A 13635-nucleotide genomic window follows, 5' to 3' on the forward strand; every position below is an offset into this window, starting at 1 on the left:
AACAAGAGGAAAAACTAATGTGAAAACTGAATTTATTATGCTCTGTTTTGGCTATAACATAAATAAATTACATGCCAAAATTCAATCTGAAAGATGTGCTACTCATCTACATCAAGTTAAAAAAGCTGCATAAAAAAGCCTAAAATTGAAAGGTTTATTAAAGTGCGCCTAAAAACAAGCAACCGAAGGTTTTTAATGTATAAAATACTAAAACCTTCGGTTATTTTTAATTTTCATAGTAAAATGGAGCATCGCTCCATAACTTAATCAGTTATTTTGCGACGCCCCCATTTTTTACATTTTAGTTTTTAAATATTTCAGGATAGAAGTCTTTAGCTAATTTTTCTAAGCAATCGAAGGTTCTGTAGCCATATCCCATAAGTTCAGTGTATTCAACAGAAACTATATTTTTATTCTTTATAGCTTCAACACTTTGAAGTGTAGGTTCTGCTAATAGCCTATCTACGGCATCAACATCTATTGAAGCATTTTTATTTGCTGTTACATAAACAATATGGTCAGGGTTAGAAGAAATTATATTTTCTAATGATATAGAACCACCTTTTTCAATAACGTTATCTGAATTTAACACATTTAACATTTCCTTTTGTAGTGAAGCATTAGCGCCATAAGCAGTAAAGGATTCTCCATTATAATTAACTATTAGCATAACCTTTTTTCTTTCACTAGTGGTTGGAACTTTTGATTTAATGTTATCAAATGAATTCTGAAGTGAGTCAGCTAATTTATTAGCTTTATCTTGAACATCGAATATAGTACCTACGTTCCTAACATCTTGAATAATTGTGTCTAAAGAAATATGGGCATTCATTTTACTTGCCAATTGAACGTAAGTATTAATACCAACTTCATTTAAACTTGGTATTGAACCATATCTATCATCTTTAAATGAAGCAGATCTTCCAATTACTAAATCTGCACCTGAGCCAACAACAATTTCTTTAGCAACATCACCTTTGTTAGCAATTGCAGGTATAGATTCGTAGTCTGCTTTTAAATTTTCTAATATAGGAGTATCTAAGTCACCTGTTCCAATTATAGAATCTTTTAACCCTAAAGTTAAGAGTAGTTCAGTTGAAGTTTGATTATTAGTTATAACTTTTTTTGGAGATTCATTAAAAGTCTGTTTGTACACATTTCCTTCAGAATCAAAAGCATCAAAGGTTATTGGATAAGTTGTTTTATTAGTTGATGCAGTTGTAGAAGTGCTAGTTTGCTCTTGCTTTGATGGTGAGTCTACATTTTCAGTTTTATTACTGCAGCCTACAAAGACTACAGCAGATAGAGCTAATGATGTAAGTAAAAGTAAAGTTTTTTTATTCATGATAATTCTCCTCTCGATTTTCATATTAAAAGTTTTAATTTTTATATAATAAAATAATTAGTTATAGTTATAGTTTTTGTTTAATGTAATGATGGTGGTAAGTATTCAATAGAAAGCTTTTTGGTAGTTGGATTTATGTGAACGATAGATTCAACATCATATACTTCTTTAATTGTTTTTTCCGTTATAACTTCATTTGGAATCCCGTTATACACAATAACTCCATCTTTCAAAACATAAAGCTCATCACAAAATTGAGAAGCTAATGTTAAATCATGCAAAGCAGCTAAAACACATATATTTAAATTTTTAACTATTGACATAACTTCTAGTTGATACTTTATATCTAGATGATTAGTGGGCTCATCTAAAATTAATATTTTAGGGTTTTGAGTTATTGCTCTAGCCAATATAACCCTTTGCTTTTCACCTCCAGATAATAGGCTAAAGCTTTTTTGAGCAAAATCTATCATTCCAACTTGAGATAAAGCTTTAAGTGCCAGATCATAATCATTTTTATTATCTTGCTCTAATAAACCTTTATAAGGAGCCCTACCCATTAGAACTATATCTATAACTTTAAAATCAAAGTTAATATTATTAAATTGACTAACTACTCCAAGAGTTTTAGCAAGAGATTTTTTGTTGTAATTTTTTATATCCTTATCAGATATAAAAACATCTCCAAAGGTTGGCTTTATTACACCATAAACAGCTTTCAATAATGTTGATTTTCCACTACCATTTGGACCTATTAAGCCTATGAACTTATTACTTGTAACTGCTAAATCAATTCCTTTTACAATTTCTTTTTTGGATAAATTGACCCTTAATTCTTTAATTTTCAAATCCATTAAAATCACCTACTTATCTCCATATCCGAAGCCCTTTCTCAACAAAATGTAAACAAAGAAGGGTGCTCCAACTAAACCAGTAATAATACCAATGGATAATTCAGCATTAGGGATGATTATTCTAGCAAAAACATCAGCCCAAATTAAGAATATAGAACCTAAAAGTATTGAAGTTGGGATTAGCCTTTTATGATCAGACCCAACTATAGATCTTGAAATATGGGGGATTATTAATCCTACAAAGCCTATAATCCCGCAATTAGCTACTAAAATACCTGTTAGTAATGATGTGATTATCATATAAATTTTTCTGTATAAATTTAAATTAAGCCCTAAAGTCATTGAGGCTTCATCGCCCATTAACATTAAGTTTAAAGTTCTTCCTTGAGTTAAGAAAAATAAACAACATATAGTTACAGCTAAAATTACAAAACCTATATTTTGCCACTTAGCAGTTGCCAAAGAACCCATTGTCCAGAATTTTACCGTTTGCATACCTTCAGCATTACTAGCAATAGAAATTATAAAATTAGATAAAGATGTACATAATGCACTGACTACAGTTCCCGAAAGGACTAATTTAGAAGAGGACATTTTATTTCCCATTGAGGATAATACCAATACCAGGATAGAGGCACTTAAAGCACCTAAAAATGCCCAAAATGACACACTGCTTATGGAAAAGAGACTAAATGAGCCTAATCCTAACATTATAGAGAAGGTTGCACCTAGTGATGCACCAGAAGAAATTCCTAAAATATATGGCTCAGCTAGCGGATTTTGAACAGTTGCCTGCATTATTGTTCCGCATACAGCAAGTCCAGCACCAACAACAATTGCAAGTAAAACTCTAGGCATTCTAATTAACCAAATAACATTATAAGTAGATATATTACTTACTTTGGCAGCATCACCTAAGGATAATCCAAATAGTTCATTTAAGATTATGCTATAGGATACAGAAGGTTTTATTCTAAGTGAACCAAAGGATACTGATAAAATGACAGAAATAAATAATAATATAATTAAGCCTAAGATAAATAAATTGAAGGATTTTTTTATCTTTTGGTTTTTCTCATAAGAAGCATTTAAAATATCTTTCACATTTAACATCCTTTCTTGAACTCCTACTAAAAATGAGATAAACTTATTCTAGAGAATTAATTGATAATAATTATCAATTTCATTAACTATTATAATATAGAAAAAATCGTAATAGAATATACTAAAATAAAAACATGGACAATTATTTAAAGTTATATGTATTGAAAGGAGTCTATTTACTTGAAAAATGTTAATAAAGGTGACTTATTAAAAGAATTTAGAAAAAATACTTTTGAAGTTTTTAGAATAGAAAGGTTTATCAAGAATTCTATATCATCGAAAAATGGTTATACAACTAATCTCTCAGCATTCATTTTTACTATAAGAGGAAGAGCAGAAATAGAGTTTGATAATGAGGTCTATATTGCTGAAAGAGGAAAGGTGATTCATGGATGTAAAAATAAAAACGTATCCTTTAAGGTTTTAGGAGATGAAGAATTTGAATATATGAATATCTATTATATGGCAGATGAATGTATTAAGCCTGATTCTTATATGAATTCAACCTTCGAACTTGACGTAATAAATTATGACGAGATATTGAAATCCTTGTATGAGCTTAAAGAAATATCTTCAAAACAACAATTAACATCAAAAGTAAATCTTCAAATACAAACCTCATTATTTTTAAGAGAACTCTTTACTGATCATAACTACAAAAAGGGATTAAGTGAAAAAGATTTTACCATAGATGTAAGTGAATTTATTTCACAAAATTATATGGAAGAGATTACATTAGGCACGCTTTCAGAAAAATATGGAGAGAAATCTAATAGAATATCATACTTATTTAATAAGTATTTAAATATTCGTCCCATAGATTATTTAATCCAATGCAGAATGACTGCTGCATTCAAGTTATTAAATGAAGGTTTTGCAGTTAAGGAAGTTTCTAAAAAGATTGGCTATAATGATGAATTCTATTTTAGTAGGTTATTTAAAAAAAGTTTTGGAGTTACTCCAAGCAGGTTAAAGAAAGGGTAGAAGATATGCGAGGAAGAATTTTAACGAGGACAGTTTTTAATAGAGAGATTTTTATGTATTTACCATGGGATTATGATATATCTGATAAAAAATATCCTGTAGTTTATGTTCATGATGGTGATAAATTTAGAAAGTTTTTAGGTGAAATAATTGATGAAATAGAAGATAAATTTGAAAATAAATCTTTAGAGGAACATATAATAATTGGAATTACACCTTTTGACAGATTAAATGAATATACCCCTTGGGCAGCAGAATCTAACCATGAAAGATTTCATCCATTTGAGGGCAGGGGGGATGAATACTTAGAATTTTTAATAAGTGATTTACAAACCTATATTGAAAAAGAGTTTAGAGTAAGCAGTAATAAGAATGATAGAAAAATTATAGGACATTCTCTTGGAGCTTTAATTTCTTTATATTCAGTTTTCAAAAATGATAATTATAGTAAGGTAGCAAGTATATGTGCATCTCAATGGTATGATGGATGGATTAAATTTATTCAGGAAGAAACTTTAGTAAATGATGATTTTAGACTTATTATTGTTGCTGGAAGAAAGGAGGGACATAGCAAGACTACAATTCAGAAGGACATGCCTAAGTTCTCTAGTATGTCCTATGAAATATTTAAGAAACATATAGGAGAAGAAAATGTAGAAATGGTTTGGGATGATTACGATCACCACGAAAATATATTAAATAGGTATAAAATTGCTTTGGAATTTTTAATGAGAAAAAATTAATTGGTTTAATAATTACAAGGAGAAGGAATTTTTGCATTTCATTGCAACTTGATAATGTTAGGATAAGAACTTTATACTGAAGCTATATTGACACCACATAGCTTTAGTAGTAAACTGAAATATAAGTTAGTTGATGCTAACTTATATTTTTATAGTTAAGTAAGCAACGGCTAACTACGTAACTACAGGACTATTTTAATATTTGTATATTTAAAAATATAACATTATAAATATCCAAGATTAAAACATTGAGACATTTTAAAATTTCTTATTATAACATCTTAATATTTTAAAATCCTATAAGTACATAACTATATATACATAAGAGCTAATATAAATAATATAAATTTTAGGAGGTAAGGAAATGAGTATAGTAATAATTGGTGGTCATGATAGAATGGTTTGTGAATATAAAAAGATTTGTGATAAATATAATTGTAAGGCTAAGGTATTTACACAAATGCCAGGTCGTTTTAAATCTCAAATAGGATGTCCAGATTTATTAGTAATGTTTACTAACACAGTGTCTCATAAAATGATTAATGCGGCTATGCAAGAGGCATCAAGAAAGAATATTAGTATAGCAAAATCTCATAGTAGTAGCTCCAGCTCTTTAAAGAGTATATTAGAAACTCATTGTTTAAATTGTTCTAAGGATTGTGAGAACTGCACTAAACATAGTAATTAAATATAAAGTTAATTTAAGGAAACATTTTTGGAGTAGAGTTTAATCTTTTAGCACTTTACCCCGATAACAAAAATCGCCTAAAGTATTGTATTAATTTTCTGAATATGATACGTTTTTGTTATGGATATTTTTAGAAGGGTAGGGGATAAAATGAGGAACATTTGTAATCTTAATGGAATAAAAGAAGTATCTTTAATAAATACTCAGGGGAAAAATTATTTAACTTTCTTTAAGACAATGGGGGAAAAACTATATTCAATATGTAGTTTAGAAGAAAAGCTAAATGATGAGTATTTTCAAAGGAAAGATTTTGATGAACTTTTAAAAGAAAATCATGAAATTTATAGTGACTTATTAGAGGATAACTATAAAACAAGTTACGGCAACCCAGACTATGCAGTGAAAGAGCTAGGAAAAGAAATGGGTCAAATAGCTACATATTTATATAATAGGTTAAATGAATGTATATCTTTAGTATTTTCTCATAAGACTGAGAAGATAGAAAAGTTACTACAATTATTTATAGATTCCTATGCCTATGTAGTTAAGAATGGTGATAATGCTAATGGTTTAATGGAGATTATAAGGGATTTTGAAGTTAGCATTTTAGACATGGAAGCTGAGGAGAAGGTTAATAATATAGCTTTAGATACTAAGGGTTATTACAGAACTATAGTTGATGAGGCAAATGATAAAGATTTAAGATACTTATTTAAGTATGGAAAATATATAACTGATAATGAAATAAAAACAGCTAAATTTTTATCTGCTTATGAAGATGTAAATAAGATTGCATATACCATGGTTAAAGGATATATGGATAGCTTTATAAGAGAAAAGAAGGATTACACTATTAAGTCTACCGTTAGACTAATATACTTTGTTGGTCAAGAGGCTATTGTTAAAGAGGTTATAAAGGAGTTTGGTAAATACAACTTAACCCTTGTCCTTGCAATGGTAGAATCTACCGAGGTAAATAAACAGTTTACTTATGATCATAGATTTGACAATGCGTTATTCTTCAGTAAAAACTATGCAGAAATTAAGGAAGAAAGATTTACAGCTACCTTTGAAAGATTTAAAGAAGGTTTAGGAAAGTATTCAGGAATTGCAGTTATTGAAAGCTTTGGAGAGGTTCCTTTTGCACCTGAAAGTAAGAATACAGCATTAAAATTAAGTGAAAATCAAAGTAAGGTTTACCAAAATGCAACGGTAAGACTTAGGTCTATTCAAGATAAGTACATGCCATCTAAGGAAACAACCTTTACTATTATAGCTTTCCCTAGTCCAGAGATAGGAGAGAATTTTGAGGAAATCTTTGCTGATACTATGAAGATAAATACTCTTGATTCAGACAAGTGGGAAAGAATCCAAAATGATATTATTGGGGCTTTAGATAAGGGTGAGTTTATCCATGTTAAGGGCTGCAATGGAAATAGAACAGATATAAAGGTTAAAATGCAGGAAATTAAGAATCCAGAAAAGGAAACAAACTTTGAAAACTGTATTGCTACTGTAAATATACCAGTTGGAGAGGTATTTACATCTCCAATGTTAAAAGGAACAAATGGACTTCTACATCTAGAAGAAATCTTCCTAGATGGTCTTAAATATATAAACTTAGAACTTTTATTTAAGGATGGATATATAGCTGAATATAACTGTTCTAATTTTGATGAAGAAGCTAAAAATAAAAAGTATGTAGAGGAAAATCTATTGTTTCCAAATAAAACTTTACCTCTTGGTGAGTTTGCAATAGGTACAAACACCTTAGCATATGTTATAGCACAGAAGCATAATATAGTACCTATACTTCCTATCCTTATTGGAGAAAAGATGGGGCCACACTTTGCAGTGGGTGATACTTGTTATTCATATAGTGAAGATGAAAGAGTATATAATGCTTTTGATGGAAAAGAAATAATTGCTAAGGATAATGAAAAATCTATTCTTAGGAAAACTGATATAGAAAGTGCATATACTCAATGTCATACAGATATAACTATACCTTACGATAGCTTAGAGTTTATAAATGCTATAACAAAGGATGGAGAAGTTATTGAAGTAATTAAAAATGGTAGATTTATTTTAAAGGGCACTGAGGAATTAAATGAACCTTTCAATGGAGAGGCTTAATATTTTTATAGAAATAGGAGGAAAATTATGATTAATAACATTGATATTAAAAATAAGATGGTAATAAAGTTAGATGATGAATTACCAGAAATGCCTAAGTTTCAAGAAGGAATTAGAAGAGCCCCTGACAGAGGTTATAGTTTAACGCCTGCACAAACTGAATTAGCTCTTAAAAATGCTTTAAGATATGTTCCAGAACATCTTCACGAGAAATTAGCTCCAGAGTTTATGGAAGAGCTTTTGACAAGAGGAAGAATATATGGATATAGATTTAGACCAGAAGGAAAATTAAGTGGTAAGTCTATAGATGAATATAAAGGAAATTGCGCAGAGGGTAAGGCCTTCCAAGTGATGATAGATAACAACTTAGATTTTGATGTGGCATTATATCCGTATGAACTTGTTACTTACGGTGAAACAGGACAAGTGTGCCAAAACTGGATGCAATATAGACTTATAAAAAAATACCTAGAGAATATGACAGATGAACAAACTTTAGTAGTGGAGAGTGGTCATCCATTAGGATTATTTAGAAGTTCGAAAACTGCTCCAAGGGTAATAACTACTAATGGTTTAATGGTTGGTATGTTTGATAATCCAGAAGACTTCCATTTAGCAACTCAACTTGGAGTAGCTAACTATGGACAAATGACAGCTGGTGGTTGGATGTACATAGGACCTCAAGGTATAGTTCATGGTACCTTCAACACTATAGTAAATGCAGGAAGATTAAAGCTTGGAGTGGCTGATGATGGAGATTTAAGAGGTAAGATATTTGTAACTTCTGGTCTTGGCGGAATGAGTGGTGCTCAACCTAAAGCTATAGAAATAGCTAATGGAGTAGGAATTGTAGCAGAGGTTGACTATTCAAGAATTAAAACAAGACTTGATCAAGGCTGGGTTTCTATGGCATCAAGTGATTTAGAGGAAGTTATAAGAGTTGCTAAGGAAAAGGCTAAAAATGAAGAGTCTATTTCTATAGCATATCATGGAAATATCGTTGATTTACTTGAATACATCTTAGAAAATGATGTTCATATAGATTTGTTATCAGACCAAACTTCTTGCCATGCTGCATATGATGGTGGGTATGCACCAGTAGGAATTTCTTTTGAGGAAAGAACTAGATTATTAAAAGAAGATAGAGAAAAATTCAAAGAGCTTGTAGATATGACCTTATTAAAACACTACGACATAATTAAAAAGTTAGTTGCTAAGGGAGTTTACTTCTTTGACTATGGTAACTCATTTATGAAGGCAATCTATGATGCTGGTGGAAAAGATATAGCTAAAAATGGTGTTGATGAAAAGGATGGATTCATTTATCCTTCTTATGTTGAAGATATCATGGGACCAATGCTATTTGACTATGGCTATGGACCATTTAGATGGGTATGCTTAAGTCATAAGCATGAAGATTTAATAAAAACAGACCATGCTGCAATGGAATGTATTGATCCAAATAGAAGAGGACAAGATAGAGATAACTACATTTGGATTAGAGATGCTGAAAAGAACCAATTAGTTGTTGGTACAGAAGCTAGAATATTATATCAAGATGCACAAGGTCGTATGGATATTGCTCTTAAGTTTAATGAACTTGTAAGAAATGGTGAAGTTGGACCAATCATGCTTGGAAGAGATCACCATGATGTAAGTGGTACAGATTCTCCATTTAGAGAAACTTCTAATATAAAAGATGGAAGTAACATGATGGCTGAAATGGCAATCCAATGCTTTGCAGGAAATGCAGCAAGAGGAATGAGCTTAATTGCTCTTCACAATGGTGGAGGAGTTGGAACAAGTAAGTCAATCAATGGAGGATTTGGATTAGTTCTTGATGGAAGCGAAAGAGTTGATAATATTATAAAATCATCTATGGCGTGGGATGTTATGGGTGGAGTTGCAAGAAGAGCTTGGGCAAGAAATCCACATTCTATTGAAACAAGTATGGAATATAATGAGAAGAATCAAGGAACAGATCATATAACTCTTCCATATATACCAAAGGATGAATTAATAAAGTCTGTTATTGAAAAAGCATTAAATAAATAAATCAAAATTTATATAATTGAATAATTTAATTGGGTATATAGTGTTAAAGTTAATACTATATACCTGATTTTTTATTTTTTAGTTGGTATTTAGTTGTAAATAAAATAAATTTTTATATTTTTTTTATAAAACAGATAAAATATATTAATAAAAATATAAAGAAATAAGTTCTAAGTTGAAGGTTGCTTCGTATATTTTTATGGGGATGATATTTTTAATATATGTAGTAAATTTAAATGAAATAAAAACAATGATTAAACAATGTATATACATTAGGAGATAATATTGAATAGAGTATTTGCAAGTAGTATAATAGTTAGGGTATTTGATGTGTAGATAAGGAGGGGTAGTGTTGAATTATAGAAAAAAAATTAGAAAAGTTAATAAAATAAAAATATTTGTCATAGCAATAACACTAATTAGTACCCTTTTTATTTTAGTTGGATGTAAATCCAATATTGAAGAAGAAAGAGATCCAATTATAAACAATTATACAAGTGCTGTAATAGAAAAAAACAACAATATATATATTTTCGATGAGGATGAGGAATATTTAGAAGGGGTAGGAGATTTGCATAGGCTGAAAGAGCTTTCTGCCTTAAGTAATGACTGGAGTAATATAGCTTTTAAGTATTTAGATGAAAAAGATAAAATAAATATATATAGTATGAAAGATGAAGAATATAAAGTATTACAAATAAATGACATAGGTGAAAATCAAATATCTAATATATCATGGATGAATAATAAATTAGTAGTTCATATATATATAGATCCTATCACAAGTAAATATCTAATTTATGATGCAGATACTTTAGAGCTTTTGAATTCCTGCGAAGGAATCTTAATAGATGTTCTTAATGAAGGAAATACTCTAGTTTATGGCAAAGCTAGTAATGGAGTTACTAATATATACTTTAATGATGCACAGATAATTAGTTTAGAAGATAGTGGAGAAGTTTTATTAAAGGGAAAGGTATCTCCTAAAAAGGATGAGATAGCTTTTATTACCTTTAGTTTTGATAAGAAAAAATTAACTCAATGTGAATATTTATATAGAGGAAAAATTGAAGATGGTAAAATAAAGGATGTTTTTAAGACTGTTAAGCCTTATGAAATAAATGGAGACATAGTATATGAGGGTGATGAACTAGTTATATATAGCCAAGAAGGAAATTATTTAGTAAAAGATGAAGAGTTTATAGAAGAAGAAAATGAGGAAATGAAGAAAAAACTCAATGAAAATTCTATGAAACTTAAAAACATGCTTAAGAATACCTTTCAAAGTGAAAGTATAAATGAAAACTTATCATGGAATGAAATTGGAGTTTTTAATATTACCTGGTTTACTAGGTAATATTTTTTGTTGTATAGGAAAGTATAGATTTTTACGTTTTATGGGTTTTACTGTTAGGAATGTGGCGCATGCCACTTTTTTATGTCTAAATTGTGAACATGCATATCAATATACCTGTAAGAGTATATGAAATTTCATAAAAGTTATTGTAATATTTAAAATATACAGATAAATTTTCGAGGTGGATTTTTTCAAGGGTTTATTAAGGGGAAACCTGTTGACACCTTGTGTAGGCTTCAATATAATTAACGTGGAAAGTAAAAAAAACAAATTAAAATGTAGAAATACTGGAGGAACTTCTAATGGATAAAAAAATGCTTTCACCTGATGAAATTACTAATTATGTAGAACAGGTTGGAGTAAAAAAGGCTAATAATAAATGTGTGCAAACTTTATTTTTAGGTATTTTAGCAGGAGTATTTATAGCTTTAGGGGCATATGCATCATCAGTAGCATCACATGGAATTAGTGATCCCGGATTACAGAAATTTGTGGCAGGTATAGTATTTCCAGTTGGATTAATTTTAGTGTTAATATGTGGAGCAGAATTGTTCACAGGAAATTCATTATTAAGTGTAGCTTGGGCTGAAAAAAAGATAACTACAGGCCAAATGTTTAAAAATTGGGCGCTTGTTTGGATAGGAAACTTTATTGGAGCTGCTTTTGTAGCAATACTAGTTTTTGAATCAGGTCTTTTATCAACAGGAAACGTTGGAGGCTATGCTGTTAAGGTAGCAGCGGCTAAGGCTAGTATGGGTTTTGTACCTGCAATTGCAAGTGGGATATTATGTAATGTCATAGTATGTGTATGTGTATGGGGCTCCTATGCAGCTAAAGATGTAACAGGAAAAATATTCATGGGTTTCTTTCCGATATTTGCTTTTGTTATAGCAGGTTTTGAACACTGCGTAGCTAATATGTATTACTTTTCTATAGGATTACTTGCAAAGACAAATTCAGCTTTTGTTGAAGCATCTCATGTAGCTGTTGAAAAATTAGACAATTTAACTATAGTTGGAATTTTTAATAATCTAATTCCTGTAACCATAGGAAATATTATTGGTGGTGCAGTTTGTATTGGATTAGTTTATTGGTTCATATATAGAAAGTGTAATAAAAAGAATATTGAGATAAGAGAGAAGTTATCAGCATAGTATATATAAATTCATGGAAAATTGTGTTAGAATTAAGTTTTAGCATGATTTTTTTTATAAGATTTTATGGAAAATTGTAAAAATCTATATTGATTTGTAAAAATCTATTTTATATTTGAAGCACATAATATAAAATAGATAGTATGAAGATGAATACTAAATTAATTAATGGGGAGGGTTATATGAAGAAGAAAGGAAGAGTTATCAGTTCAATTGTAGCTATAAGTATAATGGGGGCAATAGCCTTTAGTATTAATAATAGAGTAGAAGCAGATGCAGTAAAAATAAGATTAGGTGGGAGCACTAGATATGAAACTGCTGTAGAAACATCTAAACAGGGATGGCCTAGTGGAAGTAAAACCATAGTACTGGTGTGTGGAGCGGATTATCCTGATGCACTAAGTGCGGCACCTTTAGCTAAAAAGTATAATGCTCCTATATTGCTAACAGAACAGAGTGCATTATCTACTGTAGTGTCCAATGAGATAAATAGATTGAAGCCTTCTAAAGCTTACATAGTTGGTGGAGAATCTGTAATTTCTAAAAATGCTGAAGCTCAGCTTAAAAGTAAGGGAATTACTGTAGATAGGATATCTGGACTTGATAGATATGAAACAGCTGTTAATGTAGCTAAACAAGTGGGCACAACCAATGGAGTTGTACTGGCTTCTGGAAAAAGTTTTGCGGATTCTTTATCTGTAGCTCCAGTGGCAGCAAACTTAGGAATGCCAATATTGTTAACAGATAAAGATAGTATTAATAGTTCAAATAAAGCCTTTATACAAAGTCATAATATACCTAAAACCTATGTTATAGGTGGAAGTTCAGTAATTTCAGATGCAAATATGAAGAATTATAAAAATTATCAAAGAATTGCTGGACTTGATAGATATGAAACTAATATCCAAGTTTTAAATACTTTTAATGCAAATATTAATTTAAGCAAAATTTATTTAGCATCAGGAATGAATTTTCCAGATGGACTAGTTGGAGCACCAATAGCTGCTTTAACCTCTTCGCCTATAATTCTTATGGAAGAAACAGGAGGGTATTATCCTAAGGTATTAAATAGAATAAAAGGGATAAAATCCGATCAAGTATTAATTTTAGGAGGAAATACAGTAATCAGCGACAACATAGTTAATAAGGTTTTAGAGGCAGTAAATTATGAGGAGAAATTTAAAGTTTTAAGTATTGAATAGCTCAAAAGTGGGT

General features: G+C 29.9%; 11 protein-coding genes. 8 read left to right on the forward strand and 3 right to left on the reverse strand.

Annotated features, from left to right (window positions below; all coding sequences use genetic code 11):
* Positions 1-301: 301 nt before the first annotated feature.
* The 3 genes from B2671_RS14975 to B2671_RS14985 form a co-directional block, all read right to left on the reverse strand.
* Positions 302-1345 (reverse strand): ABC transporter substrate-binding protein, encoded by a 1044-nt coding sequence (locus tag B2671_RS14975; protein ID WP_346871123.1) that lies wholly within the window; start codon positions 1343-1345, stop codon positions 302-304.
* Positions 1346-1425: 80 nt separating this feature from the next.
* Entirely contained in the window at positions 1426-2199 is a 774-nt protein-coding gene (locus tag B2671_RS14980; RefSeq protein WP_346871178.1) for an ABC transporter ATP-binding protein, read from the reverse strand.
* A 9-nt stretch (positions 2200-2208) separates the two neighbouring features.
* On the reverse strand, positions 2209-3303 hold the full coding sequence (locus B2671_RS14985; protein ID WP_414632294.1) for a FecCD family ABC transporter permease: 1095 nt from the start codon (positions 3301-3303) through the stop codon (positions 2209-2211).
* Between the two features lie 180 nt (positions 3304-3483).
* Between B2671_RS14985 and B2671_RS14990 the strand changes: the two genes are divergently transcribed.
* The 8 genes from B2671_RS14990 (at position 3484) to B2671_RS15025 (ending at position 13622) form a co-directional block, all read left to right on the forward strand.
* On the forward strand, positions 3484-4287 hold the full coding sequence (locus tag B2671_RS14990; RefSeq protein WP_346871125.1) for an AraC family transcriptional regulator: 804 nt from the start codon (positions 3484-3486) through the stop codon (positions 4285-4287).
* A gap of 53 nt (positions 4288-4340) precedes the next feature.
* Positions 4341-5030, forward strand: a complete 690-nt coding sequence (locus B2671_RS14995; RefSeq protein ID WP_346871126.1) for an alpha/beta hydrolase — start codon at positions 4341-4343, stop codon at positions 5028-5030.
* A 364-nt stretch (positions 5031-5394) separates the two neighbouring features.
* A complete protein-coding gene (locus tag B2671_RS15000) occupies positions 5395-5718 on the forward strand; it encodes a DUF2325 domain-containing protein (protein WP_346871127.1) in 324 nt (107 codons plus the stop codon).
* 150 nt (positions 5719-5868) lie between these two features.
* Positions 5869-7854 (forward strand): aminopeptidase, encoded by a 1986-nt coding sequence (locus B2671_RS15005; RefSeq protein WP_346871128.1) that lies wholly within the window; start codon positions 5869-5871, stop codon positions 7852-7854.
* 27 nt (positions 7855-7881) lie between these two features.
* On the forward strand, positions 7882-9909 hold the full coding sequence (locus tag B2671_RS15010) for a urocanate hydratase (RefSeq protein WP_346871129.1): 2028 nt from the start codon (positions 7882-7884) through the stop codon (positions 9907-9909).
* A 352-nt stretch (positions 9910-10261) separates the two neighbouring features.
* Positions 10262-11266 carry a hypothetical protein gene (locus B2671_RS15015; protein ID WP_346871130.1) on the forward strand — a complete coding sequence of 335 codons (1005 nt, stop codon included), beginning with the start codon at positions 10262-10264 and terminating at the stop codon, positions 11264-11266.
* Between the two features lie 302 nt (positions 11267-11568).
* Positions 11569-12420: a formate/nitrite transporter family protein gene (locus B2671_RS15020; protein ID WP_346871131.1), complete on the forward strand. Its 852-nt coding sequence runs from the start codon at positions 11569-11571 to the stop codon at positions 12418-12420.
* 182 nt (positions 12421-12602) lie between these two features.
* Complete coding sequence (locus B2671_RS15025) at positions 12603-13622, forward strand: cell wall-binding repeat-containing protein (RefSeq protein WP_346871132.1); 1020 nt, start codon at positions 12603-12605, stop codon at positions 13620-13622.
* Positions 13623-13635: the final 13 nt, after the last annotated feature.

The sequence above is a fragment of the Clostridium sp. UBA5119 genome (genome assembly GCF_002414285.1).
Classification (GTDB): domain Bacteria; phylum Bacillota; class Clostridia; order Clostridiales; family Clostridiaceae; genus Clostridium_J; species Clostridium_J sulfidigenes.